The organism is Micromonospora sp. NPDC005299 (assembly GCF_042872345.1).
Classification (GTDB): domain Bacteria; phylum Actinomycetota; class Actinomycetes; order Mycobacteriales; family Micromonosporaceae; genus Micromonospora.
In genome coordinates this window covers 769,522-794,977 of record NZ_JBIAKG010000002.1, presented here as the reverse complement: position 1 = coordinate 794,977, position 25,456 = coordinate 769,522, and the positions used below count along the sequence as shown (strand labels likewise).

Annotated in this window: 27 protein-coding genes and 2 pseudogenes; 16 read left to right on the top strand and 13 right to left on the bottom strand. The window is 75.6% G+C overall.

Annotated elements, in window-relative coordinates; all coding sequences use genetic code 11:
• Positions 1-18: 18 nt before the first annotated feature.
• The 3 genes from ACFYPD_RS09030 to tsaA are packed head-to-tail and all read left to right on the top strand — an operon-like array spanning position 19 to position 2,233.
• Positions 19-882 carry an MEDS domain-containing protein gene (locus tag ACFYPD_RS09030; RefSeq protein WP_387110555.1) on the top strand — a complete coding sequence of 288 codons (864 nt, stop codon included), beginning with the start codon at positions 19-21 and terminating at the stop codon, positions 880-882.
• Positions 879-1,826, top strand: a complete 948-nt coding sequence (locus ACFYPD_RS09025) for an anti-sigma factor RsbA family regulatory protein (protein WP_387110553.1) — start codon at positions 879-881, stop codon at positions 1,824-1,826. The genes ACFYPD_RS09030 and ACFYPD_RS09025 overlap by 4 nt, the downstream gene beginning before the upstream one ends.
• Positions 1,823-2,233 carry a tRNA (N6-threonylcarbamoyladenosine(37)-N6)-methyltransferase TrmO gene (gene tsaA, locus ACFYPD_RS09020; RefSeq protein ID WP_387110552.1) on the top strand — a complete coding sequence of 137 codons (411 nt, stop codon included), beginning with the start codon at positions 1,823-1,825 and terminating at the stop codon, positions 2,231-2,233. Before ACFYPD_RS09025 ends, tsaA begins: the two co-directional genes overlap by 4 nt.
• Before the next feature lie 46 nt (positions 2,234-2,279).
• On the opposite strand, the gene ACFYPD_RS09015 is transcribed toward tsaA, so the two are convergent.
• Together ACFYPD_RS09015 and ACFYPD_RS09010 are read right to left on the bottom strand one after the other, a co-directional pair.
• Complete coding sequence (locus ACFYPD_RS09015; protein ID WP_387110551.1) at positions 2,280-2,909, bottom strand: MBL fold metallo-hydrolase; 630 nt, start codon at positions 2,907-2,909, stop codon at positions 2,280-2,282.
• The gene (locus tag ACFYPD_RS09010; protein WP_387110549.1) at positions 2,906-3,994 is read right to left on the bottom strand and encodes an S-(hydroxymethyl)mycothiol dehydrogenase; all 1,089 of its coding nucleotides are present in this window, start codon (positions 3,992-3,994) and stop codon (positions 2,906-2,908) included. The genes ACFYPD_RS09015 and ACFYPD_RS09010 overlap by 4 nt, the downstream gene beginning before the upstream one ends.
• Positions 3,995-4,186: 192 nt before the next feature.
• Between ACFYPD_RS09010 and ACFYPD_RS09005 the strand changes: the two genes are divergently transcribed.
• The gene (locus ACFYPD_RS09005) at positions 4,187-4,606 is read left to right on the top strand and encodes a hypothetical protein (protein WP_387110547.1); all 420 of its coding nucleotides are present in this window, start codon (positions 4,187-4,189) and stop codon (positions 4,604-4,606) included.
• On the opposite strand, the gene ACFYPD_RS09000 is transcribed toward ACFYPD_RS09005, so the two are convergent.
• From ACFYPD_RS09000 to ACFYPD_RS08990, 3 genes are all read right to left on the bottom strand, one after another.
• Positions 4,599-5,912 carry a nitrate/nitrite transporter gene (locus ACFYPD_RS09000; RefSeq protein WP_387110545.1) on the bottom strand — a complete coding sequence of 438 codons (1,314 nt, stop codon included), beginning with the start codon at positions 5,910-5,912 and terminating at the stop codon, positions 4,599-4,601. The two genes, ACFYPD_RS09005 and ACFYPD_RS09000, sit on opposite strands and share 8 nt — an antisense overlap.
• Entirely contained in the window at positions 5,909-6,577 is a 669-nt protein-coding gene (locus ACFYPD_RS08995) for a GntR family transcriptional regulator (RefSeq protein WP_387110543.1), read from the bottom strand. The genes ACFYPD_RS09000 and ACFYPD_RS08995 overlap by 4 nt, the downstream gene beginning before the upstream one ends.
• Positions 6,578-6,644: 67 nt before the next feature.
• Positions 6,645-7,844, bottom strand: a complete 1,200-nt coding sequence (locus tag ACFYPD_RS08990) for a CapA family protein (protein WP_387110542.1) — start codon at positions 7,842-7,844, stop codon at positions 6,645-6,647.
• On the opposite strand from ACFYPD_RS08990, the gene ACFYPD_RS08985 reads away from it, so the two are divergent.
• A complete protein-coding gene (locus ACFYPD_RS08985; protein ID WP_387110540.1) occupies positions 7,813-8,709 on the top strand; it encodes a glycosyltransferase family 2 protein in 897 nt (298 codons plus the stop codon). The genes ACFYPD_RS08990 and ACFYPD_RS08985 overlap by 32 nt on opposite strands.
• 49 nt (positions 8,710-8,758) lie before the next feature.
• Positions 8,759-9,922, top strand: a complete 1,164-nt coding sequence (locus ACFYPD_RS08980) for a low temperature requirement protein A (RefSeq protein ID WP_387110539.1) — start codon at positions 8,759-8,761, stop codon at positions 9,920-9,922.
• Here the strand turns inward: ACFYPD_RS08980 and ACFYPD_RS08975 are convergent.
• From ACFYPD_RS08975 to ACFYPD_RS08965, 3 genes and pseudogenes are all read right to left on the bottom strand, one after another.
• Positions 9,879-10,691: pseudogene (locus ACFYPD_RS08975) on the bottom strand (alpha/beta fold hydrolase). The gene ACFYPD_RS08980 and the pseudogene ACFYPD_RS08975 sit on opposite strands and share 44 nt — an antisense overlap.
• Before the next feature lie 47 nt (positions 10,692-10,738).
• Positions 10,739-11,632 carry an SDR family NAD(P)-dependent oxidoreductase gene (locus ACFYPD_RS08970; protein ID WP_387110537.1) on the bottom strand — a complete coding sequence of 298 codons (894 nt, stop codon included), beginning with the start codon at positions 11,630-11,632 and terminating at the stop codon, positions 10,739-10,741.
• 15 nt (positions 11,633-11,647) lie between these two features.
• The gene (locus tag ACFYPD_RS08965; protein WP_387110535.1) at positions 11,648-13,144 is read right to left on the bottom strand and encodes a flavin-containing monooxygenase; all 1,497 of its coding nucleotides are present in this window, start codon (positions 13,142-13,144) and stop codon (positions 11,648-11,650) included.
• A 114-nt stretch (positions 13,145-13,258) separates the two neighbouring features.
• Between ACFYPD_RS08965 and ACFYPD_RS08960 the strand changes: the two genes are divergently transcribed.
• Positions 13,259-13,930, top strand: a complete 672-nt coding sequence (locus ACFYPD_RS08960) for a TetR/AcrR family transcriptional regulator (RefSeq protein WP_387110533.1) — start codon at positions 13,259-13,261, stop codon at positions 13,928-13,930.
• Here the strand turns inward: ACFYPD_RS08960 and ACFYPD_RS08955 are convergent.
• Complete coding sequence (locus ACFYPD_RS08955; protein ID WP_387110531.1) at positions 13,914-14,369, bottom strand: hypothetical protein; 456 nt, start codon at positions 14,367-14,369, stop codon at positions 13,914-13,916. The two genes, ACFYPD_RS08960 and ACFYPD_RS08955, sit on opposite strands and share 17 nt — an antisense overlap.
• A complete protein-coding gene (locus tag ACFYPD_RS08950; RefSeq protein WP_387110529.1) occupies positions 14,369-14,845 on the bottom strand; it encodes a hypothetical protein in 477 nt (158 codons plus the stop codon). Before ACFYPD_RS08950 ends, ACFYPD_RS08955 begins: the two co-directional genes overlap by 1 nt.
• 44 nt (positions 14,846-14,889) lie before the next feature.
• Between ACFYPD_RS08950 and ACFYPD_RS08945 the strand changes: the two genes are divergently transcribed.
• Positions 14,890-15,870 (top strand): helix-turn-helix transcriptional regulator, encoded by a 981-nt coding sequence (locus tag ACFYPD_RS08945; protein ID WP_387110527.1) that lies wholly within the window; start codon positions 14,890-14,892, stop codon positions 15,868-15,870.
• A gap of 10 nt (positions 15,871-15,880) precedes the next feature.
• Here the strand turns inward: ACFYPD_RS08945 and ACFYPD_RS08940 are convergent, their stop codons facing one another.
• On the bottom strand, positions 15,881-17,026 hold the full coding sequence (locus ACFYPD_RS08940; RefSeq protein WP_387110526.1) for an MFS transporter: 1,146 nt from the start codon (positions 17,024-17,026) through the stop codon (positions 15,881-15,883).
• A 216-nt stretch (positions 17,027-17,242) separates the two neighbouring features.
• Positions 17,243-18,739 (bottom strand): PLP-dependent aminotransferase family protein, encoded by a 1,497-nt coding sequence (locus ACFYPD_RS08935; protein WP_387110524.1) that lies wholly within the window; start codon positions 18,737-18,739, stop codon positions 17,243-17,245.
• A 29-nt stretch (positions 18,740-18,768) separates the two neighbouring features.
• On the opposite strand from ACFYPD_RS08935, the gene ACFYPD_RS08930 reads away from it, so the two are divergent.
• The 3 genes from ACFYPD_RS08930 (at position 18,769) to ACFYPD_RS08920 (ending at position 20,678) form a co-directional block, all read left to right on the top strand.
• Complete coding sequence (locus ACFYPD_RS08930) at positions 18,769-19,383, top strand: LysE family translocator (RefSeq protein ID WP_387110523.1); 615 nt, start codon at positions 18,769-18,771, stop codon at positions 19,381-19,383.
• A 10-nt stretch (positions 19,384-19,393) separates the two neighbouring features.
• On the top strand, positions 19,394-20,104 hold the full coding sequence (locus tag ACFYPD_RS08925) for a B3/4 domain-containing protein (RefSeq protein WP_387110521.1): 711 nt from the start codon (positions 19,394-19,396) through the stop codon (positions 20,102-20,104).
• A gap of 145 nt (positions 20,105-20,249) precedes the next feature.
• Positions 20,250-20,678: an archease gene (locus ACFYPD_RS08920; RefSeq protein ID WP_387110519.1), complete on the top strand. Its 429-nt coding sequence runs from the start codon at positions 20,250-20,252 to the stop codon at positions 20,676-20,678.
• 6 nt (positions 20,679-20,684) lie between these two features.
• On the opposite strand, the gene ACFYPD_RS08915 is transcribed toward ACFYPD_RS08920, so the two are convergent.
• Positions 20,685-22,103 (bottom strand): RtcB family protein, encoded by a 1,419-nt coding sequence (locus ACFYPD_RS08915; protein ID WP_387110517.1) that lies wholly within the window; start codon positions 22,101-22,103, stop codon positions 20,685-20,687.
• 75 nt (positions 22,104-22,178) lie between these two features.
• On the opposite strand from ACFYPD_RS08915, the gene ACFYPD_RS08910 reads away from it, so the two are divergent.
• From ACFYPD_RS08910 to ACFYPD_RS08890, 5 genes and pseudogenes are all read left to right on the top strand, one after another.
• On the top strand, positions 22,179-22,985 hold the full coding sequence (locus ACFYPD_RS08910) for an SDR family oxidoreductase (protein ID WP_387110515.1): 807 nt from the start codon (positions 22,179-22,181) through the stop codon (positions 22,983-22,985).
• A 159-nt stretch (positions 22,986-23,144) separates the two neighbouring features.
• The gene (locus ACFYPD_RS08905) at positions 23,145-23,552 is read left to right on the top strand and encodes an SSI family serine proteinase inhibitor (RefSeq protein WP_387110513.1); all 408 of its coding nucleotides are present in this window, start codon (positions 23,145-23,147) and stop codon (positions 23,550-23,552) included.
• A gap of 194 nt (positions 23,553-23,746) precedes the next feature.
• Positions 23,747-24,667: pseudogene (locus ACFYPD_RS08900) on the top strand (pentapeptide repeat-containing protein); the annotation flags it as partial.
• A gap of 243 nt (positions 24,668-24,910) precedes the next feature.
• On the top strand, positions 24,911-25,147 hold the full coding sequence (locus tag ACFYPD_RS08895; RefSeq protein ID WP_387110511.1) for a preprotein translocase YidC: 237 nt from the start codon (positions 24,911-24,913) through the stop codon (positions 25,145-25,147).
• 36 nt (positions 25,148-25,183) lie between these two features.
• The gene (locus ACFYPD_RS08890) at positions 25,184-25,444 is read left to right on the top strand and encodes a hypothetical protein (RefSeq protein WP_387110510.1); all 261 of its coding nucleotides are present in this window, start codon (positions 25,184-25,186) and stop codon (positions 25,442-25,444) included.
• Positions 25,445-25,456 lie beyond the last annotated feature (12 nt).

Genomic DNA, 25,456 nt, shown 5'->3' with positions numbered 1-25,456 from the left:
ACCGGGAAGGCCAGCACCGTGACTGCTACGACCGTGGTCGACCAGGTCCACCTGGGCGACCACGTCTGTTGGACGCACGACGACGAGAGCGCCGCTCTCGACGTTGTCGGCCGCTTCGCCGCCACCGGCCTGCGCCTCGGTCACAAGGTCGTCTGCTTCACCGAGACCTCGCCGCCGCAGGCGGTGCGCGCCCGCGTCGACGCCGTCGGCGTGCCGACCGAAGCCGCCGTGGCCGCCGGCCAGCTGCGCATCGTGCCGGCCATGGATGCCTACCCGACCGCAGCCCGGCCGGCCCCGGACACGATGGTCGCCACCGTGGTCGACGAGGTCGACCGCGCGCGGCACGAGGGCTATCCGGGAATCCGGCTGGCCGGTGACATGACGTGGGTGCTGCGCAGCGGCGTCACCCTGGACGACCTGCGCCGGTACGAGACCGCGCTCAACCCGCTCTTCCTGGACACGCGGGTCGCCGGCCTGTGCCTGTACGACCGGCGGCTCTTCCCGGCCGACGGGATGCGCGCCCTCGCCGCCGCCCACCCGGGCACCGCCGGGCCACACGCCGCGCGGACCTGGGGGCCGCTGCTGCGGGCGTACCGGACGACCGACCCGCCGGGGTTGCGGCTGGTGGGGCAGGTGGACCGGAGCAACCGGGAGGCGTTCACCGCGATGCTGGACGACGTGACGGCCGAAGAGCGGGCGGCGGGACCCCCGCCGGTGCTGGACGTCTCCGACCTGAGCTTCGCCGACGCGGGCGCCGCCACGGCCATCGTGCGAGCGGACCGGGCCAGCGCCACCGGCGTCCGGCTGGTCGGGTGCCGGCCGGCGCTGCACCGGCTGCTGCACCTGCTCGGCGACGTGTCGACGTCGGAGCACCCGGCGTGAGGGTGCCCGCCGGCCCGACACCGGCCGGCTTCCGCCACGAACTGGCCTTCTACACCGACGCCGCGAGCCTGCTGGCGGTCACCGTGCCGTTCGTCCAGGACGGACTGGCCGCGGGCGACCCGGTGCTGGTGGCCACGCCCGGCCCGCAGCTGGCGCTGATCCGCGCGGCGCTCGGCGCGACCGGCGACGCCGTCGGATGGGCCGACATGACCGAGGCGGGGCGCAACCCCGGCCGCATCATCCCGTGCGTGCTCCAGGCCTTCGCCGACCGGCATCCCGACCGACGGGTCCGGATCATCGGCGAGCCGATCTGGGCGGGGCGCACCGCCGAGGAGTACCGGGCCTGCGCCCAGCACGAGGCCGCGATCAACTGGGCCTTCGCGGGCCGGGCCGCGAGCATCCTCTGCCCGTACGACGCGGGCCGGCTCGACCCCGGCGTGCTCGCCGAGGCCCGCTGCACGCACCCGCTGCTGGTCGACGGCGGCGGGTGCCGCCGCATCGCCGGGTACGCCCCGACGGCGGTCAGCGAGCGGCACAACAAGCCGCTGCCCATCCCGGCCGAGCAGGTCGCGGTGCTCCGCTACGACCTCGCGACGCTGCCGCAGGTCCGGCGGTTCGTCGCCGGCCACGGGCTTTCCGCCGGGCTGGCCGCCGACCGGGTGGCCGACCTGCAGATCGCGGTCACCGAGCTGGCCACGAACAGCGTGGCACACGCCGGCGGCGCCGGCACCCTGCAGGCGTGGCGCACCGACCGGCACCTGGTGTGCGAGATCCACGACGACGGCTGGCTGGCCGATCCCCTCGCCGGCAGGCTCACCCCCGCGCACGACGGCATCGGCGGGCGGGGGCTGGTCATCGTGCACGCCCTCTGCGACCTGGTGCTGCTGCACACCACCGCGGCCGGCACCACGGTCCGGCTGCACATGCTCCGGGAGGCCCCGTGACGGGAACGGAACAGGTACTGCGTCCGGTCGGCCGGGTCGAGTCGCCCCTGACCGATCCGGCGGCGGCGCCGAAGCAGGGCGACGAGGGTGCCCCGGAGGCGTGGCTGGTCTTCGACGAGGCGTACGCCCCGGCGCTGGACGGGCTGCGGCCCGGCGCGGACGTCCTGGTGCTGACCTGGTTGGACCAGGCCCGGCGGGACGTCCTCGCGGTGCACCCCCGCGGGGACGTGTCCCGGCCCGAGGCGGGGGTGTTCGCCACCCGCTCGCCGCACCGGCCGAACCCGATCGGGCTGCACCGGGTGCGGGTGCTCGCCGTGGACGGCGTACGGCTGCGGGTGGCCGACCTGGAGGCGGTCGACGCCACGCCCGTACTCGACGTCAAGCCGGTCCTCGACGGCGAGCGCTGAGGCCGGCGGCGCCCGACCGGGCCGCTGACGCGGCCGGGCGGCCGGCTCAGTGCCCGCGGGAGATCCACTCGTCGAGGTGGGGCGCCTCGGCGGCGATGGAGGTGTCGTCGCCGTGTCCGGTGTGGACCACGGTCTGCGGCGGCAGGGTGAGCAGGCGGGTGCGGATCGACTCGACGATCGTGCCGAAGTCGCTGAAGGAGCGGCCGGTGGCGCCGGGACCGCCGGCGAAGAGGGTGTCCCCGGTGAAGACCGCGCCGAGGTCGGGAGCGTGGAGGCTGCACGCGCCCGGGCTGTGGCCGGGGGTGTGCAGCACCCGCAGGCTGGTGCCGCCGACCTCGACCACCTGCCCGTCGGTGAGGTCGCCGTCGGGCGGGGTGTCCGGGTGGACCAGGTCCCAGAGCACCCGGTCGGCCGGGTGCAGCAGCACCGGCGCGCCGGTGGCCCGGGCCAGCTCGGGCGCGACCCGGACGTGGTCGTCGTGCGCGTGGGTGGCCAGGATGGCGACCACCCGGCGGTCGCCGATCACCGCCCGGATGGCGCCGACGTCGTGCGGCGCGTCTACGACCACGCACTCGGCGTCGTCGCCGACCACCCAGACGTTGTTGTCGACGTCGAAGGTCTGACCGTCCAGCGAGAACGTGCCGGAGGTGACGGTGTGGTCGACGCGGGCGGTCACGGGAAGACCACCACCGACCGGAGCACGTCACCGTGGTGCATCCGGGTGAACGCCTCCTCGACCTGGTCGAGGGCGATCTCCTCGGTGACGAAGGCGTCCAGGTCGAGGCGGCCCTGCCGGTACAGCTCGGTGAGCATCGGGAAGTCGCGGCTGGGCAGGCAGTCGCCGTACCAGCTGGACTTGAGGGCGCCGCCCCGGCCGAAGACGTCCAGGAGCGGCAGTTCGACGGTCATCTCCGGGGTGGGTACGCCGACCAGCACGACGGTGCCGGCCAGGTCGCGGGCGTAGAAGGCCTGCTTCCAGGTCTCCGGGCGGCCCACCGCGTCGATGACCACGTCGGCGCCGAACCCGCCGGTCGCGGCGCGGATGGCCTCGACCGGGTCTTCCTCGGAGGCGTTGACGGTGTGCGTGGCGCCGAACTTCCGCGCCCAGTCGAGCTTCCGCGAGTCCGTGTCCACGGCGATGATGGTCGTCGCGCCGGCCAGGGTGGCGCCGGCCACCGCCGCGTCGCCGACTCCGCCGCAACCGATCACCGCGACCGAGTCGCCCCGGGTCACGCCGCCGGTGTTCATGGCCGCGCCGAGGCCGGCCATGACGCCGCAGCCGAGCAGGCCGACGGCGGCGGGCCGGGCGGACGGGTCGACCTTGGTGCACTGGCCGGCGTGCACCAGGGTCTTCTCGGCGAACGCGCCGATGCCCAGGGCGGGTGCCAGCTCCGTGCCGTCGGTGAGCGTCATCTTCTGCGCGGCGTTGTGGGTGTTGAAGCAGTACCAGGGACGGCCCCGCCGGCAGGCGCGGCACTGCCCGCATACCGCCCGCCAGTTGAGCACCACGAAGTCGCCGGGGGCCACCTCGGTGACCCCCTCCCCCACCTGCTCCACGATGCCGGCGGCCTCGTGGCCGAGCAGGAACGGGTAGTCGTCGTTGATGCCGCCCTCGCGGTAGTGCAGGTCGGTGTGGCAGACCCCGCAGGACTGGACGCGCACCACCGCCTCGCCCGGCCCCGGGTCGGGCACCACGATGGTGGTGACCTCCACCGGCGCGCCCTTGCGCCGCGACACGACTCCCCGGACTTCCTGACCCACGGTGCCCTCCTCTGTTCGCGACTGCGGGGCTCGCGGACCCGGCTCGCTCCTCGCGCTCACGGTGCCCCCTGCGTTCGCTCCCCGACGAACCTACCGCCGATCATCGTCGGCGACCCACTGCCGTCCGGCGGGTTATCCGGCGCGTCGCGGGGTACGCGGGGGCCCGGTTGTCCGGCACCGACGGGAGTGATCATGAAGTTGACCCATGCGCCGCTCCGGCTCAGCATCGGCGCGTTCATCCTGAATTCCGGGCTGTCCAAGCGGTCCCTGGAGGGCGAGTCCGCCGCCGGCATGCACGGCATGGCGGTCGGGGCGATCCCGCAGCTGCGGCAGTTCCCGCCGGACCAGTTCGCGAAGCTGCTCTCCCGTGCCGAGATCGCGCTCGGCGCCGCGCTGCTCACCCCGTTCGTGCCGTCGCTGCTGGCCGGCGCCGGGCTGACCGCCTTCGGGATCGGCCTGGTGCAGCTCTACCTGAAGACGCCCGGGATGCGGGAGGCGAACAGCCTGAAGCCGTCCCAGGCCGGCATCGGGCTGGCCAAGGACAGTTGGCTGGTCGCCGCCGGGCTGACGCTGGTGCTGGACTCGCTGGCCCACAAGCGCCGGTTCACGTGACCGGACTGCCCACCGTGGCGGCGGACACCCGCACGGCGTCGGCGGCGTACCGGCGGCGGGCGGCGTTGCGGTAGCGCAGCACCTGCACCGCGCCCAGCCCCCAGAGCAGGTACTGCACGGCGAACGCCCAGCGGAACGCCGACAGCGGCGGCGTGCTCCGGCCGGCCGGGGTGGCCAGGTCGAGCACCACGCCGACCGCCAGGATCAGCAGGATCGAGGCGACGAACCCGCCGACGTTGACGATGCCGGTGGCGCTGCCGATCCGGTGCACCGGGTTGAAGGTGCGCGCGTAGTCGAAGCCGATCACCGAGCCGGGGCCGTTGACCGCGAGGACGACCACGAGGGCCACCAGCAGACCGTGCGGGGCGCGCCCGGGCCACGCCAGCACCACCGCCCAGACGGCGGCGGTGCCGGCGGTGATGGCGAACACCACCGCCGAGCGGTGGAACGGGTGCCGCGCGCAGAGGTGCGCGACCACCGGGCCGCAGACCAGGGTCACCACGGTCATCAGGGTGAGCAGGCCGGCCGCCGCGGTGGGCGAGAAGCCCTGGCCCTGCACCAGGAACGGGTAACCCCAGAGCAGGGCGAACACCGAGCCGGAGAACTGGGTGACGAAGTGCGTCCAGAGGCCCAGCCGGGTGCCGGGCTGGGCCCAGGCGTCGGCGAGCTGCCGGCGTACGGTGGCGAGGTCGGGGGCGAGCGCGGTGGTGTGCTCGGCGTGCGGGGTGTCCCGGACCGCGACGAGCACCACCAGCAGCACGGTCGCGCCGAGCGCCGCCGCGGTCAGGAACGCGGGCGTCCAGCCGGCGTGGTGCAGCAACGCCACCAGAGGTACGGCGCCGAGCACCGCACCGAGCTGCCCGATCGTGCCGGTGAGCTGCACGAGCAGCGGGTTGCGCCGGCTCGGGAACCAGAACGCCACGATCCGCAGCACGCTGATGAAGGTCATCGCGTCGCCCAGGCCGACCAGCACCCGGGCGGCGACGGCGAGCCGGACGTCGGTGGCCACGGCGAAGCAGAGCTGCCCGGCCACCATGAGCGCGCCGCCGGCCAGCAGCAGCCGGCGCGAGCCGAACCGGTCGAGCAGCACCCCGACCGGCACCTGCATGGCCGCGTAGACGGCGAGCTGCGCGACGCTGAACGTGGCCAGGGCGGCGGCGTTGATGTGGAAGCGGTCCGCCGCGTCGACGCCGGTGACGCCGAGCGAGCTGCGGTGGAAGACCGCGGCCACGTACGCGGTGACGGCCACCACGAAGACCAGGCCGGCGGAGCGACGCGGGGCGACCGTACGGACGGCCGCGGTCACCGCAGGGTCCGCAGCACGGTCGCGGCGTTGTCGATGTGCGCGCCGACCGCGTCGAGCCACGCCCGCGGGTCGTCGCCGTCGAGGGCGGCGAGCTGACCGGCGTGCTCGGTGAGGGCGACCTCGGCCCAGCCCGGCGAGAGCCGGAAGCTGGCCTCGCCCATCCGCAGCTGCCGGTCGCGCAGCCGGTGGTACAGCTCGGCGAGGATCTCGTTGCCGGCCGCCTCCACGACGGTGGCGTGGAAGGCCCGGTCGGCGGCCATCAGCGCGGTGACGTCGCCGGCGGCGTGCGCGCGGCGCATCTCGTCGAGCCAGCGGGCCAGCTCGTCGCGGATGGCGGCCCGGCGCGGCCAGACCTGCTCGGCGGCGTGCAGCTCGACCAGGCGGCGGGCCTCGATGACGTCGGCGATCTCCCGGGCGGAGACCGGCCGGATCAGCGCGCCGCGCTTGGGGTAGAGCTTGACCAGGCCCTCGGCCTCCAGGCGCAGCAGCGCCTCCCGGACGGGTGTCCGGGACACCCCGGTCGCCTCGGCGATCTCCCCCTCGCTGATCAGCAGCCCGCCCGGGTAGACCTGCTCCAGGACGGCCCGCTTGAGGTGCTGGTACGCGCGCTCGGCGGCGGAAGGCCCGGCCGACCGCGTCCCGGGCACCGGGGTGGGATGCGTCATGTATCTATGATGCGCCCGGGCCTGGCGGGCACCCCCGTCCACCAGGCCGAACGTGGCCCGCGCCACGTCAGCGGAGGGTCAGCACGCCGTCAGCGCTGCGGGTGAAGCGGGTGCCGGAGGGCTGGCCGAGGGTGTCGAGAAGGTCGGCGAGCCAGCCGGCCTCGGCGGGCGTGGCGGGTTGCAGGCGCATCCGGCGCATCCGAACCGGGATCAGGCGCAGCCGCCGCAGCTCGCCGGTGGCGGCGTCGAGGGTGGCCAGGTGCAGCAGCCGCAGCTCCGGCCGGTACGCCTCCTGCCCACCGATCCCCTCGTAGTCGTCGATCAGGTCGCCGCAGCCGTGGAGGACCAGCCGGCCCCGGTAGCGCTCGACCGCACGGGGATGGTGGGACGAGTGCCCGTGCACCACGTGCACCCCGGCGTCCACCAGGGCGTGCGCGAACTCCACGTGCTCGTCCGGCACCTCGCGGCCCCAGTTGGTCCCCCAGTGCACCGAGACCACCACCAGGTCCGCCGGCCGCACGGTCCGCGCGATCCGCTCGGCGAGCGCGCCGGCCGTCGCCACGGACACCTCCGGCAGGTACGCCACGCCTGGCCGGCCGTCCTCCGCCGCCCACTGCGGGAAGACCCCGCTGGACACCGCGCCCACCGACCAGACCAGCAGCCGGCGGTCACCGGCCAGCGGCACCACGGCCGGCCGCCATGCCTCCTCGGCGTCCCGCCCCGCGCCGGCGGTCCGGATCCCCCCGTCGTGCAACGCGTCCAGGGTGTCGGCCAGCCCGGTCGGGCCGAAATCCAGCACGTGGTTGTTGCCCAGGGCGCAGACGTCCAGCCGGGCGGCGGTGAGGCAGGGCAGGTTCGCCGGGTGCATCCGGTAGTGGACGGGCTTGCCCGGGTAGTGCTCGCCGCGGGCCGTCACCGCCGTCTCCAGGTTGACGATCCGCGCGTCCGGACGTTCCGCGTCGAGCAGCCGCAGCGCCTCGCCCCACGGCCACTCCGGCGGGGCGGGGCGCGGCACCGGGCCGGCGACGGACTCGGCCAGCGCGACGTACCGGCGGGCGTCGGTGACCAGGTCCTCCCGCAGCGCGGGGGACCCCGGGTGCGGCAGGATCTGGTCCACGCCCCGCCCGGTCATCACGTCACCGGCGAGGAAGAGCGTCACCTCGGCCATGCCCGGGGTGTTCCCGCCGTCCGCCGCGCCACGCGTGAGTCCGGCCGACCGGGGTACCAGGGCGGCCATGACGACGGACGTGACGATCGTGGTGGCCACCCGCAACCGCCGGGACCAGCTCCTGACCCTGCTGCCCCGGCACACCGCCCCGGTGATCGTGGTGGACAACGGCTCCGACGACGGCACGCCGGCCGCCGTGGCCCGGGAGTTCCCCCGGGTCCGGGTGGTGGAGCTGGGCCGCAACGCGGGCGCCGGGGCGGCCCGCAACGTCGGGGTAGAACTGGCCCGCACCCCGTACGTGGCGTTCGCCGACGACGACTCGTACTGGGCGCCGGGCGCGCTCGACCGGGCGGTGGCGCTGCTGCGCCGGCACCCGCGTACCGCGCTGCTCACCGGGGAGGTGCGGGTCGGCGCGGCGGCCCGGCGGGACCCCGTCTCGGCCGCGATGGCCCGGGCGCCGCTGGGCACCGGGCCGGACGCGCCGGGGCCCACGGTGCTCGGCTTCCTGGCCTGCGCCGTGGTGCTGCGCCGCGACGCGTACCGGCAGGTCGGCGGTTTCGCCGAGCGGCTCGGCACGTACGGCGAGGAGGCGCTGCTGGCGATGGACCTGGCCGCCGCGGGCTGGAACCTCGCGTACGTGCCGGAGCTGGTGGCCCACCACCTGCCGGTGCCGGACGGCCGGGATCCGCGGGCCCGCCGGCGGGTGGAGGCACGCAACCGGGTGCTCACCGCGGCGCTGCGCCGGCCGGCGCCGGTGCTGCGCGCGGTGGTCGCCGACGCCTGGAGCGATCCGGCCGGGCGGGCCGGCCTGCGCGACGCGGCCCGGCAGGCCGGGTGGGCGCTGCGGCACCGGCGCCGGCTGCCGGCGGACGTGGAGGCCGCGCTCGTCACCCTGTCCCACGCCGACGTCGCGCCGTCCCTTTCCGCCGGAGTTCCCCAGCCGGCGGGGTCCGCGGCGGCCTAGCTGGTTATCGTGTGGGCGCAGCTGACCGGCCGCCGGCGAGGAGCACCGGGTGAAGAACAGCGCGTCCTTCCGGGCCTGGTACCGGCCGATGCGGGCGCGCCGGCGCGACGAGGAGCACCGGTCCTCCACCCCGCTGGAGCTCTTCTTCGACCTCTGCTTCGTGGTCGCGGTCGCGCAGGCGTCCGAGGGGCTGCACCACGACGTCGCCGCGGGGCACCTCGGGCACGGCCTGGGCTCGTACCTGAGCGTGTTCTTCGCGATCTGGTGGGCCTGGGTGAACTTCACCTGGTTCGCCTCCGCCTACGACACCGACGACGACGTCTACCGACTGACCGTGCTGGTGCAGATCGCCGGGGCGCTGGTCCTCGCCGCCGGCGTGCCCCGCGCCTTCGCCGACGCCGACTTCACCACGATCACCTACGGGTACGTGGTGATGCGGCTGGCCTCCCTGGTGAACTGGCTGCGGGCGGCCGCCGGCGATCCGGCGCACCGGGCCACCTCCCTGACGTTCGCGATCGGCGTGGGCGTGGTGCAGGCCGGCTGGCTGCTCCGGCTCCTCCTGCCGCACGACTGGCTCCTGCCCGCGTACCTGGTGCTGGTCGCCGCCGACCTGCTGGTGCCGGTGCTCGGCGAACGGCGCCGACAGACCACGTGGCACCCGCACCACATCGCCGAGCGGTACCAGCTGTTCACCCTCATCGTGCTCGGCGAGGTGGTGCTCTCCACGTCGGTGGCGATCCAGCGCGGCGTGGACGCGGGCAACGGGCAGCTGTGGTCGGTGGCCGCCGCCGGCACGCTGATCGTCTTCGCGATCTGGTGGCTCTACTTCGACCGGCCCGACCCGCTGCCGCCGGCATCGGTGCCCGGCGCGCTGTTCTGGGGCTACGGCCACTACTTCGCCTTCAGCTCGATCGCCGCGGTCGGCGCCGGGCTGGCCGTGGCGGTCGACCACGACCTGCACACCGGGCACGTCTCCGGCCGGGTGGCCGGCTACGCGGTCGCCGTGCCGGTCGCGGTGTTCCTGGTCGCCCTCTGGGCATTGCACCTGCCGGCCAAGCACGGTCTCGGAGTGGCGCTGTTCCCCGCTGCGGCGGCGCTGGTGCTGGTGACGCCGTGGCTGTTCGCGCCGGTCGACCTGATCGCCGGGGTCCTGGTGGTCCTGGTGGCCGTCACGCTGGTCCTGCGGCACCGGACGGCGACCAGAATTCCCTGACCAGGGCCGCGAACTCCGCGGCCCGCTCGATCTGCGGCATGTGCCCGGTGTCGCGGAACAGGTGGCCCTGCGCCCGCGGCAGCCGGGACCGCGCGTACGCGAGGTGGGCGGCGGGCAGGATCGGGTCCCGGTCGCCCCAGACGACCAGGGCGGGCAGGTCGAGCGCGGCCACCGCGTCGAGCAGTTCGGCCCGCCACTCGGGGCGTACCCCGCGCCAGGTGCCGAGGCTGCGGACCAGTTCCAGCATCACCCGGGCGGCGTGCGGCTGCCGGGCCGCCGCCAGGGCGGTGGCGATCCGCGCCTCGGTGACGTACGCCGGGTCGTGGAAGATGGCGCGCTCGGTGCGGCGGGCGATCGCCGGATGCGGGCGCAGCAGCAGCCGGGCCAGGGGCCGCACCGCGAGCAGTCACAGGGCGGCGGTCACCTCCCGGCCGAAGCCGGCGCTGTTGACCAGCACGAGGCTGGCCGCCCGCTCCGGCGCGTCGGCGGCGAGCCGCATGGCCACCGCCCCGCCCATGGAGTTGCCGACCAGGTGAGCTGGGCCGGTGACGCCGGCGGCGTCGAGGAACTCGGCGACGGCCGTGGCCAGGGTCGGCAGCGTGTGCCGGTCGTCCAGCGGCGCGGAGCCGCCGTGCCCGGGCAGGTCCATGGCGAGCACCCGGTGATCGCGGGCCAGCGCCTCCTGCACGACGGTGAAGTCCTCGAGGGTCCGGCCGATGCCGTGCAGCAGCACCACCGGCTGGCCGTCGCCGGCGATCCGGTAGCGCATCCGCCGCCCGGCGACGGTCCGTGAGTCGGCCGGCGGCAGGGCGAGGGTCACGCCGGCCGTCCCGGCTCCGACCCGACGGGCTCCGCGGCGGGCCGCGGGGCGGGCACCCGGGCCGGGCGCGGTCGCATCCCCAGGGCCAGCACCTTCCCGTACCCGGCGGGGGCGATCCGGGCGAGCAGGTCGGGCAGCTTCGCGGACCAGCCGATCAGCACCCGGCCGCGGCGGCGCTCGACCGCGCGGAGGATCACCTCGGCGGCCTTCGCCGGGTCGATGGAGAGCAGCTTCTCGAACTGCTTCCGGCCCGCCTCGTACTCCTCGACCGAGACGCCGCTGCCCACCCGGGCGCTGGCCGCGATGCGGGTGCGGATGCCGCCCGGGTGCACCGAGGTGACCCCGACCCCGTCGTCGACCAACTCGTGTCGCAGCGCCTCGGTGAAGCCGCGCACGGCGAACTTGCTGGCCGAGTAGGCGGCCTGCCCGGCGGGCGCGATCAGCCCGAAGAGGCTGGAGACGTTGACCAGATGGGCGCCGGGCTCGGCCTTGAGCGCGGGCAGCAGCGCGTGCGTCAGCCGTACCACGGCCCGGAAGTTGATCTCGATGACCCAGAGGAACTCGTCCAGGGTGACCTGGTCGAACCGGCCGCCCAGCGCCACCCCGGCGTTGTTGACGAGCAGCCGGACCCGCGGGTGCGTGCGGTGGATCTCGGCGGCCACCCGGTCGGTGGCGTCGGCGTCGGCGAGGTCGACCACGTGGGTTTCGATCCGCCGGTCCGGGTGGGCGGCGCGGATCGCGGCGACCACGGCGTCCAGCCGCTCGGCGTCCCGGTCGAGCAGGACCAGATCGGCGCCGCGGCGGGCCAGCCCGTGCGCCAGGGCCTCGCCGATGCCGCTGGCCGCGCCGGTCAGCACCGCGGTGCCGCCGGGAAAGACGAAGTCACGCATGACGCTCCTCGGGGGTCAGGCGACGGGCGCGGGCCGGTCGGCGACGGTGGCGGGCGTGCCCGCGCGGGAGAATCGCACGCCGGAGTCGGTGAGCCGGCCGTGCCGCATCAGCAGCACGTCGCGGGGATAGTTCTGGTGCAGCCGCCAGGGCGCCGCCGGGCCCTGCTTGGGCAGTTGGTCCACGGCGCGCAGCACGTACCCGGACTGCAGGTCGATGATCGGCACGAGGTCGTCCGAGTCCGGGGCGAGCGGGGTGACGATCTGCTCGCCGGTGTCCTCGAGGTGGCGCAGCAGCCGGCAGACGTACGTGGCGACCAGGTCGGCCTTCAGCGTCCAGGAGGCGTTGGTGTAGCCGATGGTCATGGCGAAGTTCGGCACGCCGGAGAGCATCATGCCCTTGTAGGCGACGGTCGAGGCGAGGTCGACCTCGGCGCCGTCCACCGCGAGGGTCATCCCGCCGAGGGCGAGCAGGTTCAGGCCGGTGGCGGTGACCACGACGTCGGCGGGCAGTTCCTCGCCGGAGGTGAGCCGGATGCCCCGCTCGGTGAAGGTGTCGATGGTGTCGGTCACCACCGAGGCCGTCCCGGCGCTGAGCGTGGTGAACAGGTCCCCGTCGGGCACCACGCAGAGCCGCTGGTCCCAGGGGTCGTAGCGGGGCGAGAAGTGCCGGTCGAGGTCGTAGCCGACCGGAAGCTTGCCCTTGGCGGCCCGGCGCAGGAACTTCTTCACCAGATTGGGGGCACGCCGGCTGAGCTGGAAGTTGGCCACCCCGAGGGCGACGTTCTTCCAGCGCGTCACCGCGTACGCGGCCTTCGCCGGGAGCCAGCGCCGCGCCGCGTCGGCGAACGGGTCGCGCGAGGGCAGCGAGATGACGTACGTGGGTGAGCGCTGGAGCATGGTGACGTGGCCGGCCCGCTCGGCCATGGCCGGGACCAGGGTGACCGCGGTGGCGCCGCTGCCGATCACCACCACCCGCTTGCCGGCGTAGTCGAGGTCCTCGGGCCAGTGCTGCGGGTGCACGAGTCGGCCGGCGTACCGCTCCACGCCGGGGAAGTCCGGCGTGTAGCCCTCGTCGTAGCGGTAGTAGCCGGAGTTGACGAACAGGAACCCGCAGGTCAGCACGACGTCCTCGCCCGTGTCGTCGCGGTGGGCGTGCACCGTCCAGCGGGCGGTGGCGCTGTCCCACTCGGCGCGCAGGACCCGGTGGTGGAAACGGATGTGCTGCTGCACGCCGTGCTCGCGGGCGGTCTCCCGGACGTAGGACCGGATGGCGTCGCCGTCGGCGATCGCCTTCGGGTTGGTCCACGGCTTGAACGAGTAGCCGAGGGTGAACATGTCGGAGTCGGAGCGGATGCCCGGGTAGCGGAACAGGTCCCAGGTGCCGCCGACGGCGCCCCGGGCCTCCAGGACCGCGTACGTCTTGCCGGGGCACTCGCGGTGCAGGTGGACGGCGGCGCCGACGCCGGAGAGCCCGGCGCCGACGATGAGGATGTCGACGTGGTCGGAGGCCATGACATCTCCCGTTCGGCCGGCAGTGGACCGGACACTATCCAGCCCCGTCGACGCCAGTCAACACCCTGTCGAGTGCAATCGACACAGTGTCGAGCGGGTGTAACATCGGCCGACATGACACCCGCCCGTACGCCGACCGGCGCCGCGCCGACGCGCGGGCGGCGACCCGGCCGCTCCACCGGCGACGACCGGGAGGTGGCCATCCTCGCCACCGCCGAGCGGCTGCTGCGGCAGCGACCCTTCGGCGACATCTCCATCGACGACCTGGCCCGGGGCGCCGGCATCTCCCGGCCCACCTTCTACTTCTACTTCCCGTCCAAGGACGCGGTGCTGCTCACCCTGCTCGACCGGGTCATCGAGGAGGCGAACGCGGCCGCGGGCGACGCGCTGGTCCGGCTCGCCGAGGACCCGCGGGCGCGCTGGCGGGAGCTGATCGCCCGGTTCCACGCCACCTTCGGCGGCCACCGGGACGTGGTGCTGGCCTGCGCCCAGGTGCGCGGCACCAACGCCGAGGTGCGCCGGCTCTGGGCCGAGGTGCTGGAACGTTGGGTACGCGCCGTCGAGGCGGCCATCGAGGGGGAACGCGCGCGCGGCGCGGCCCCGGACGGGCTGCCCGCCCGGGACCTCGCCATCGCGCTGAACTCCATGAACGAGCGGGTCTGGTACGCGACCTTCGCCGGGGACGGGCCGGCGGTGGCCGAGCGGGACGTGGTCGACGTGCTGCTCGACGTCTGGCTGACCGCGATCTACCGGACCACCACCCCGGAGGTCAGCCCGTCCGCGTGAAGTCCATGATCCAGTTGGTCTCCCAGGTCTGCTCGCCGTCGGTGGAGAATGCCTGCTCCCAGCGGCAGGAGGTGGGCGTGCTCCGCGACCAGATGAACCGGCAGCGGATCGGCCGCCCCTCGTCGGTGTCGTCGGCGTAGAAGGTGCCCACGCCGTCGACGAACCGGCCGACCATCGGCGGGAGTTCGAGCACCCCGCGCTTGCTGTTCATCCAGTAGATCGACCAGAGGCCGGTGGCCGGGTCCAGGATGCGGACGGTCGAGCCGGAGAAGCCGCGGGTCGGGCAGCGCATCTCGTCGAAGCTGCCGGCGCCGTCGAAGAACGTACGGGCCACCGAGGTGCCCGGGAACTCGTCCCAGTCGTCGCTGCCGACGTGCCGCTCGCGCAGCCGCCGGTTCGTCACGTCCCAGGTGCCCACGAGGAAGTCGAAGTCGCCCATCAGAAACCCACCGGCCCCTCGGCGCGGCTGTCGGCCAGGTAGCCGGCCACGTCGGGCCGGTCGGGGGCGAGGACGTGCCCGACCCAGGCGGCCCGCTCGTGCTCCAGCACGCCCAGCTCCCACACGCAGCCGACGCCGGGCCGGTCCAGCGGGACGAAGTGCGCCGGGTCGTCGTCCGGGCAGTCCAGCGCGGGCTGGCCGGCGATCGCGATCCGGCACTCCACCACGTTGTCGAAGAACCAGCTGTACGCCAGCAGGTACGCGCCGGTGTCCGCGCCGCGGTGCAGCACCACCCAGCTCGCCGGCGGGGTGCCGCCGTCCGGGTCGGGCAGCAGCTTCGGCAGGTACGCGTAGGCGGCGTCGACGACCTCCGGTTCGAGGCGGCGGTCCGGTTGGTCGATGTGGTAGCGCTTGACGTGCCGGCCGGCGACCTCGACGGTCCCCGGCACGGTCAGTTCCTTGTTCTGGAATGCCATACCGGGACGGTAGGGCCTCTCCCCTGACAGCTAGTGTCAGTGGAATGCGGGCCAGTCGTCTCCTGTCCATCCTGCTGCTGCTCCAGGCGCACGGCCGGCTCACCGCCGCCGAGCTGGCCCGCCGGCTGGAGGTCTCGGTCCGCACCGTCTACCGGGACGTCGAGTCGCTGCACGCCGCCGGCATCCCGCTCTACGGCGAGGCCGGGCACGCCGGCGGCTACCGGCTCGTGGACGGCTGGCGGACCCGGTTGACCGGGCTCACCGGCGAGGAGGCCGACCGGCTGCTCTTCGCCGGGCTGCCCGGGCCGGCCGCCGAGCTGGGCTACGAGTCGGTGGTGGCCACCCTGCAACTCAAGCTGCGCGCCGCGCTGCCGCCGCCGCTCGCCGACCGGGCCGCCCGGCTCGAGCAACGGTTCCACCTGGACACCCCCGGCTGGTACTCCGACGGCGACCCGTCGCCGTACCTGGCCGCCGCGGCCGAGGCGGTGTGGCGGGAACACCGGATCCGGGTCCGCTACCGGAGCTGGAGCGGTGAGGTGAGCCGGGTCCTCGAACCGTACGGGCTGGTGCTCAAGGGCGGCCGCTGGTACGTGGTGGCCGCCGGGCCGGACCGCGCCGAGCCGGCGACCTACCGGGTCAACCAGATCCTCGACCTGACCCCGCTGGACGAGCCGTTCGACCGGCCCGAGTTCGACCTGCCGGCCTGGTGGCGGGCGCACGTCGTCGCCTTCCGGGCCCGGCTGCACCGGGACGAGGCGACCATCCGGCTCTCCCCCGCAGGCCGGGAGCGGCTGCGCGAGGTCGCCAGCGACGCGGTCGTCGGGTCGGTGGACACCAGCGCCGGCCCGCCCGACGCGGCGGGTTGGGTGCGGGCGGTCGTACCCATCGAGTCGCTCACCCACGCGCACGGCGACCTGCTGCGCCTCGGCGCCGAGGTGGAGGTCCTCTCCCCCGCCACGCTGCGCGACCGGCTGGCGGAGACCGCCACCGCCCTCGCCGCCCTCTACCACCGGCCGCCGGGCTGACCGCGCGCCGCTACCGGCGGCCGGCGCGGCCCGGCAGCCGCAGGACCGCGGCGCCCGCGACCGCGCCGAGCGCCTGGCAGGCGGCCACGCCGAGCAGCAGCAGGCCGACCCCCGAGCCGGTGAGGGCCCCGGCGAGCGCCGCGCCGGCGGCGGCCGCGGTGCTCTTCAGGCCGGCGCCGACGGTGAACACCTGGGTGCGCGCCTCCGGCGGCGCCTCCCGCTCGCGCACCGCGAGCACCGCGCAGAACAGTGGGCCGTTCAGCACCCCGACCGCGGCGAACAACGGCAGCGTGGCCCACACCGACGGCACGACCGGCACCAGCGCGAACGGCACCGCCGTGGCGAGCAGGCAGACCAGGACCACCCGCTCGGGCGGATGGGAGCGGATCGGGTGGCGCGCGGACCACAACGAGCCGACCAGCCCGCCGATCGAGGCGGCCGCCAGGAACAGCCCGGTGTACGAGGTGTGCTGGAACCGGCCGGCGAGCAGCGCCGCGACCAGCGGCAGGGCGCCGACGCCGAGCTGTCCGACGCTGCTGGCCAGGGTCACCGCGCCGAGCCGCGGCCGCCGCCACAGCAGCGGCACCCCGGCCAGGGGGTTGCGCCGGCCGGGCCCCGCGTCGCGGTGGGCGCGTGCCGGGCGGTCACGGATCGGCAGCGTCCACAGCACCAGGCCGCCCAGGGCCACCAGCGCGGCCAGCACCACGGTCGCCGCCGTGGCGCCCGCCGCGCCGGCGGTCACCGCCGCGATCGCCGGCCCGGCGATGCCCGCCAGGTTGTACGACGTGGCGTCGATGCCGAACGCGGTGTCCAGCCGGTCCGGCACGAGGTCGCCCAGCAGGCTCGTCATCCCGCCGAGCATGATCGGCGCGAGGCACCCGGCCAGCACGACGAGGGCGACCGACAGCGGCCGGGACGCGGCCGCCGACGCCACCGCGGCGACCAGCGCCCCGCCGTACCCGAACAGGGCGAGGGTGTAGAACAGGCGGCGCCGGCGTACCGCGTCGGCGATCGCGCCGACCACCGGGCCGGCCACCACGTGCGGCACCATCAGCGCCGCCACCAGCAGCCCCCCGTACGCCGCGCTGCCGGTCCGCTCGATCGCCAGCAGCACCAGCGCCACCCGGGCGCCCTCGTCGGCCAGGCGTACCAGCACGGCGGCCGTGGCATAGCGACCCAGGAGCGCACCCGGCCGACGGTCCAACCCGGACCCCGCACGCGTCGCGACCGCCCGCCCGACCACCATCCCCGCCCCCTGACCGTCAGGACCGTCCATCCACATCGGCACTTACCCTCCCCCGGCCGGGGAAACGTCCCGGGCGATCAGGAGGTTCGCGTGGTGTCGATCTCCTCGGCGCCGCGAGCCTCTTGATCAACGAGGCGGGGAAAGGGGTCGACGCAGGTCACGCAGGACGGTGGCGAGGGTGGCGAGGGCACGGTCGATGTCGGTGGGCAGGTTGGCGGCGTAGCCGAGGACCAGGCCGGGAGGTTGCGGGCGTTGGCCGTGCCAGGAGAGGGGTTGGACCTTGACGCCCTGGCGCAGCGCAGCCGCGGCGAGCGCCGTGTCGTCGACCTCGCCGGGCAGGGTGACCAGCAGGTGCAGGCCGGCCGCGGCGCCGTGCACGACCGCGCCGGGCAGGTGCTCGTGGACCGCCCGGATCATCGCGTCCCGACGGCGGACGTGCCGGCGGCGCAGCAGCCGCAGGTGGCGTTCCAGCGCGCCGGAATCCATCAGCTCGGCCAGCACCAACTGCGGCAGGGCGGCGTTGCCCAGGTCGGCCATCCGCTTGGCCGCCACCAGGTCGGCGTGCAGCCGGGGCGGCACCAGCACCCAGCCGATCCGCAGCGCCGGGGCGAGCAGCTTGGAGACGCTGCCGGTGTAGCAGACCCGGTCCGGCAGCATCCCGCGCAGCGCCGGCACCGGCGGGCGGTCGTAGCGGTGCTCGGCGTCGTAGTCGTCCTCGATCACCAGGCCGCCGCGTCGCGCCCAGCGCAGCAGCCGGCGGCGCCGGTCGCCGTCGAGCACCACGCCGGTCGGGAACTGGTGCGCCGGGGTGAGCATCACGGCCGGAGCGCCGCTGGCCTCCAGCCGGTCGACCCGCAGGCCGTGGGCGTCCACCGGCACCGGCGGGGTGTCCAGCCGCCAGTTGTTCAGGTGCTGGCGTACGCCGAGCGAGCCGGGGTCCTCCACGGCGACCGTGTGCACGCCGTCGGCGTGCAGCACCTGGGCGAGCAGACCGAGCGCCTGGGACACCCCCGCCACGACCACCACCTCGGCCGGGTCCACCCGGATGCCGCGGTTGCGGGCCAGCCAGGTGGCGACCGCCAACCGCAGCGCGGGGGTGCCGGTCGGGTCGCCGTACCCGAAGGCGGCGGGCGCCAGGCGGTGCAGCACCGCGCGTTCCGCGCGCAGCCAGGCCGCGCGGGGAAAGGCCGCCAGATCGGGTACGCCGGGCGTCAGGTCCAGCTCCGCCGGAGCGTTGCGCAGCGCGTCGAAGACGGCGGTGTCCGGTCGCGCGGCGAACAGTTGCGGCGGGCGGGGTGGCGCCGGGGCGCGGGTGACCACGGCGGCCGGGGTGGCCACCACGACGGTGCCGGCCCGGCCCCGGCCGACCACGTGCCCGTCCTCGGTGAGCCGCTGGTACGCCTCCGTCACCACGCCCCGGGAGACGCCCAGTTCGGCGGCGAGCACCCGGCTGGCCGGCAACCGGGCGCCCACCGGCACCCGACCGTCGGCGATGGCGGCCCGCAGCCGGGTGGCCAGCCAGTCGGCGCGGCCGCCGGGCGGGGCCTCGCCGACGTCGAGCTGGAGGAAGTCGGCACCGGCCGCTATGGACCCCTCGACCGCCGATCGTTTGGCCCTGTCCACCGGGCCATTATGGCCGCAGGCTGGATCGCGTGAGCATCGCCTTCCTCCTGACCACGTTCGTCGTGGTGGTCACCCCGGGCACCGGGGTGGTCTACACCCTCGCCACCGGCCTCTCCGCCGGCCGCCGGGCCGGTCTGGTGGCCGCCGCCGGCTGCACGCTCAGCCTCGTCCCGCACCTGGTCGCCGCGGTGACCGGGCTGGCGGCCCTGCTCCGCGCCGGCACCCCGGCGTTCCGGGTGGTGACCTGGCTGGGCGTCGCGTACCTGCTCTGGATGGCCTGGGCGGCGCTGCGCGAGCACGGCCCGCTGCTGCCGGTGGACGAGCACCGCCCGCCCCGTCCGGCCGGCCGGCTGTTCCGCGACGGGGTGCTGCTGAACCTGCTCAACCCCAAGGTCACCGTCTTCTTCGTGGCGTTCCTGCCGCAGTTCGTCCCGCCGGACACGCCGGCCGCACCGGCCCGGATGCTGGCCTGCGGCGCGGTGTTCATGGTGGCCACCCTGGTGGTCTTCGCCGGGTACGCGCTGCTGGCCGGCGCGCTGCGCCGCCGGGTGCTGGCCCGGCCCCGGCTGACCGCGCTGCTGCGGCACGGCTTCGCCGGCAGCTTCCTCGCCCTGGGCCTCGGCCTGGCCCTCACCGCCCGATAGGAGTTTCCCCGTGCGCTTCCGGCACTCCCCGGAGGTCTGGTCGACCTTTCCGGAGCTGACCTGCGGCGTCCTGCACGCCACCGGCCTCACCCCCGCCGTCGACGTCACCCCGCGGCTCGCCCGGTACGCCGACACCGCCCGCGCCCGCCTCGCCGGGGGGTCCGAGGGCGGCTTCCCGGAGATCCAGGCCTGGCGGCGGGCCTTCGCCCGGATGGGTTCGCCGCCCACCCGCTACCGCTGCGCGGCCGAGTCGCTGCTGCGCCGGTTCCGCCGCGACGGGGCACTGCCCCGGCTGCACCCGCTGGTCGACCTGGGCAACGCCCTCTCCCTCGGGTACGCCGTGCCGGTGGCGGTGCTGGACCTCGCGCGGATCGCCGGGGACCTGACCGTGCGCCCGGCCGCTGGCACGGAGACCTACCTGACCCTCGGCGGGGACGCGGAGCATCCCGAGCCGGGTGAGCTGGTCTTCGCCGACGCGGCCGGCCGGGCCCACTCCCGGCGCTGGACGCACCGGCAGAGCGGCGCGTCGGCAGTGCGCGCGGAGACCGCCGAGGTGCTGGTGGTGATCGAGGCGATGCACGACGACGGGCCCCGGGTCGTGCCCCGGATGCTCGCGGAACTGGGCGCCGCGCTGGCCGAGGTGTGGGGCGTGCCGGCCCGGACGGCGGTGCTGGCCGCCGCCGCGCCGGAGTTCGCGGTCCCCGCCGTGCGGACCGGTTGAGCCCGCGCCGGGTAGGGCGGTGGGACGCTCCGGGTCGTCGGCCGCCATGATCTCGTCGAACTCGGCCGGGGTGATCTCGCCGGCGCGCGTTCGCGGCTGCGACAAACCCGGTGGGACGACCGACCGGCGGCGGCATGATCGGGGCATGGAGCGACGACCGGCCCGCGGGCACCGGAACATCCCGCACACCGCCGACGTCCGCATCGAGGCGTGGGCGCCGGACCGCGAGGGCTGCGTGGCCGAGGCGGTCACCGCGCTGGTGGACACCTTCGTGGACGCCACGGGGGCGGTCGCCGACGGGGAGACCGCGTTCCGGGTGCCGCCGGGCGCCGACGCGGACCTGCTGGTCGGCGTCCTCGACGAGGTGATCTTCCGGTTGGAGACCGAGGATGCGCTGCCGCTGGAGACCGAGGTGCGGGCCGCCGACGACGGCGGCCTGGCGGTGTGCTGGCGGACCACCGGCACGGACGCCGTGGAGCTGGTCGGCGCGGTTCCCAAGGCGGTGTCCCTGCACGAGCTGCGCTTCGTCGCGGAGCCCGCCGGCTGGCGCTGCGCGGTGACGCTGGACGTGTGAGCGGGCTCAGCCCTTCACCACGCCGAGCGGCACCAGCCGGGCCACCTTCCGGCACAGTCCGGCCCCCTCGGCGGCCGCCACCACGGCGGTGACGTCCTTGTACGCGGCCGGCATCTCCTCGGCCAGCCCGCGCCGGCTGGCGCCCCGCACCGCGATGTCCTGCGCCTCCAACTCGCGGCGCGGGTCGTGCCCGGCGACCGCCCTGGTGGCCTGCTTGCGGCTCTGCACCCGGCCCGCCCCGTGGCAGGTGGACGCCCAGGCCGGCGAGCCGGCCACGCCGGTCAGCACGTACGAGCCGGTGCCCATGGAGCCGGGAATGAGGACCGGCTGCCCGGCCGGACGCAGGTCCTCGGGCAGCTCGGGGTGTCCCGGCGGGAGGGCCCGGGTGGCGCCCTTGCGGTGCACGCACAGCGGGCGCGGCGCCCCGTCCACCTCGTGCGTCTCGATCTTGGCGAGGTTGTGCGAGATGTCGTACACCAGGTCGAGGTCGCCGCCGGTGACCCGGGCGAAGACCTGCCGGGCGGCGTGGGCGAGCAACTGCCGGTTGGCGCGGGCGTAGTTGGCCGCGGCGGCCATCGCCCCCAGGTAGGCCCGGCCCTCGTGGGACGAGACCGGCGCGCAGGCCAGCTGCCGGTCGGGCACGTGGATGCCGTGCCCGGGCATCACCTTCTCCATCTCCCGGACGTAGTCCGTGCAGATCTGGTGGCCCAGCCCCCGCGACCCACAGTGGATCATGACGCAGACCTGGCCGGCGCGCAGCCCGAAGGCCCCCGCCACGGCCTCGTCGTAGACCTCCTCCACCGCCTGCACCTCCAGGAAGTGGTTGCCGGAGCCGAGGCTGCCCACCTGGCGGGCGCCGCGCTCCACCGCCCGCTGGCTCACCTGGGCCGGGTTCGCGTCGCCCACCGCGCCGTAGTCCTCGCAGCGGTCCAGGTCCCGCTGGACGCCGAAGCCGCGCTCGACGGCGTACCGGGAGCCGCCGCGGAGCACCGCGTCGAGCTCGGCCCGGTCGGTCAGGTGCCACACGGCGCCCTTGCCCATGCCGCGCGGGGTGGACTCGCTCAGTCCGTCCATCACCGCGTTCAGCCGCGGGCGCAGCGCGTCCCGGTCCACGTCGGCAGTGAGCAGCCGCACCCCGCAGGAGATGTCGAAGCCGACCCCGCCGGGCGAGACCACTCCCCCGTCCTCGACGGCGGTGGCGGCGACCCCGCCGATCGGGAAGCCGTAGCCCCAGTGCACATCCGGCATGGCGTAGGAGGCGCCGACGATGCCGGGCAGGGTGGCCACGTTCGCCACCTGCTCCAGCGACTTGTCCGCGCCGGCGTCCGGAAGCAGCGCGCGGGAGGCGAAGACCACGCCCGGCACCCGCATCGGCTCGTGCCGGTCGATCCGGAACCGGTAGGGCGACTCCTCGACCAGGTCCATCCGGCCCGGCTACCCCGGCCCGCAGCGGTTACACCCCGTCTGGTTCAGCCCGCCCGATCCGGGTAGTGCGGCAGCATGCCCCAGCGATACGAGGAATACGACCGGATCGCCGTCGTCACCGGCGCGGACTCCGGCATCGGCAAGGCGTGCGCCGTGGCGCTCGCCGACGCCGGCTTCGACGTCGGCATCACCTGGTACGGCGACCCCGACGGCGCCGAGCGCACCGCCGGCGAGGTGCGCGCCACCGGCCGCCGCTGCGAGGTGGCCGAGATGGACCTGACCCGGCTGCCCGAGGGGGCCGCGGTCGTCGACGACCTGGCCGACCGGCTCGGCGGCCTCGGCGTGCTGGTCAACAACGCCGGCACCGGGCTGGCCACGCCCTTCGTCGACGTGGCCTGGGAGCAGTGGCGGGAGGTGCTCGCCGTGGACCTGGACGGGCCCTTCCTCTGCTCCCAACGGGCCGCCCGCCGGATGCGGGCGGCCGGCCGGGGCGGCCGGATCATCAGCATCACCAGCGTGCACGAGCACGCCCCACGGGTCGGCTCGTCGGCGTACTGCGCGGCGAAGGGCGGGTTGGGGCTGCTCACCAAGGTGATGGCGCAGGAACTGGCGGCCGACGGGATCACCGTCAACGCGGTCGCCCCCGGCGAGATCGCCACCCCGATGACCGGGCAGGAGGACGTCGACCCGTTCACCCAGGAGCGCCCGGGCGTGCCGGTAGGGCGGCCCGGGGACGCCCGGGAGGTGGCGGCCGTGGTGGCGCTGCTCGCCTCGCCGGCGGCCGCATACGTGACGGGGGCGTCCTGGCCGGTGGACGGGGGGATGCTGATGATGGGTCCCCAGGCGTCGTCCCTGCCGGACGACGGTTGGCGCTCGGTCTGACGGTGCGTGTCACACCCGTCGGCGGCCCGGCTGAAACGGTGTAACACTTCGTGACGCTGTGCGTTCACACCGTCCACTTAGGGTTCTCGTCGGCCGGGTCTCACGATGCCCGGGCCGACGCCCGGCCCCGACCCCGGGGCCCCGACGGAAGGACGACACATGCCCTTCGCCCGACGTACCGCCGCGCTGGCCCTGGCCGCCGCGCTCGGCGGCCTCGCCGTGACCGCCGCCCCCACGGCGGCCGGCGCGGCCCCCCGCCCCGGCCCCGAGACGCCGTCCGCGCTGCTGCTCACCGTCGACGCCGGCGACGACGTCCGCGCCACCGTGCTGACCTGCGGCCCCGAAGGCGGGCTGCACCCCGACCCGGCGACCGCGTGCCGCCTCGTCGCCCGGGTCGACGGCCACCTCGACGCGCTGGAGGTGCAGCCCGGCCCCTGCACCCGGGAGTACGCCCCGGTCACCGCCCGGGCGGTGGGCTTCTGGCAGGACCGGCCGGTCGCGTACACCCGGACCTTCGACAACCGGTGCCACCTGCTCCGCGGCACCGACGTGCTGTTCGACTTCTGAGCCGGAGGGCCGGCGCCCGCCGCGCGCGGGCGCCGCGCCCCGGCGGTCCGTCACACCGCCGTGCCCCGCCGGCCGGTCCGGGCGGACCCGGGCGGAGAATGGCGGCGGGTGCGAGGGCCGTGCCCGACGGTGACGGACGGAGGCCGGACAGCGTGTCCGAGGCGGTGGACCAGCAGGTGGCGGGCGCCGCCCGGGAGCTGCGCGCCGACTGCGCGCGCTGCTTCGGGATCTGCTGCGTCGCGCCCGCGTTCGCCGCCTCCGCCGACTTCGCGATCGACAAGCCCGCCGGGCAGGCCTGCCCGAACCTGCGCGCCGACTCCCGCTGCGGCATCCACCGGGACCTGCGGCAGCGCGGCTTCCCCGGCTGCACCGTCTTCGACTGCTTCGGCGCCGGCCAGCACGTCGCCCAGGGCACCTTCGGCGGGCGGGACTGGCGCAGCGACCCGGCGACCGCCCGGCGGATGTTCGACACCTTCGCGGTGATGCGGCCCCTGCACGAGCTGCTCTGGTATCTGACCGAGGCCGTGGCGCTGACCCCGGCCGGCCCGCTGCGGGACGAGCTGTCCGCCGCCCTCGCCGAGACGGGACGGCTCACCGACGGCACCCCGGAGGAGCTGCTCGCCGTCGACGTCGACGCGCAGCGGGCCCGGGTCAACCGGCTGCTGTCGCGGACCGGCGAGCAGGCCCGGGCCGGCCGGGCCGGCGCGGACCGGCGGGGCGCGGTGCTGATCGGGGTGGACCTGCGGCGGGCGGGGCTGGGCGGCGCGAACCTGCGCGGGGCCTGCCTCATCGGCGCGGACCTGCGCGGGGCCGACCTCGGCGCCGCCGACCTGACCGGGGCGGACCTGCGCGGCGCGGACCTGCGCGGCGCCGACCTCGGTGACTGCCTGTTCGTGCACCAGTCCCAGCTCGACGCGGCCCGCGGCGACCACCGCACGGTCCTGCCGCGCGGCCTGCGCCGCCCGGCGCACTGGTCGCTGACCGTCACCCCGGTCGGGTCGCCCGGCGGCACGCGGTCGTCCGGTGAGCGGTCGGCGGGCGCGCGGTCGTCCGGTGAGCGGGCGACGGGCGAGCGGCCGACCGGCGGACGGTCCGCGGGCCGACGCCGCCGCTGACGACACCACCACGGCGGCATGGCCGGCCGGCGCTGACGACCGCGGTGGAACCAGCCGGCCGGCGCTGACGACACCACCGCGGCGGGCCGGGCGGGCCGCCGCCGGGGACGTGCCGCGCGGTCGGCACCCGGCGACGGCCCGGCGACGGCCCGGGGCCCGTCGGGATCCACCGTGGGACGGCCGGGTTTCGCCGCGACGGCGCCGGGTAGGCGGCGTCACCGCGCGACGGACGGAGGCGGACCGGTGAAATATGAGACACGGCAGGGCAGGCAGCCGGTCGACCCGGCGCACGCCGAGGACGAGGCCGGCCAGGCCCGGCTGGTCCAGGTGGAGGCGGACACCGACGTGCCCGCGCCGGAGCCGGGTGCGCCGAAACCGGACGAGGTGACCGAGGACGACGGTTCCGGCGTGGCCGGCGGGGCGTCCGGCAGCAGCTCCGGCGGCTCCTCGATGCCGACGCACCCGGACGCGGCCCGGTGAGCGTTTGCGCCCGCCCCGGATGGGCAGGAGTGCCACATGACGAGTGAAGAGTCCTTCGGCCGCGCCGCCACCGACGAGCCCGACGGCGCGACCGCGTACGAGGCGTCGCTGCGCCCGCCGGGCGAGTCCCTGCACAGCACCGACGACACCGGCGACGACTTCGCCGACCTACCGGCCGAGGATCGTCGCTCCGCCCGCGAGATCAGCCGGGCCGGCTACGACGTGGCCGACGTCTCCGGCACCACCGACCCGGCGAACGAGCCGGAGGAGATCGAGGAGGGCCGCCCGGAGCGGTGAGCGGACCCGCGG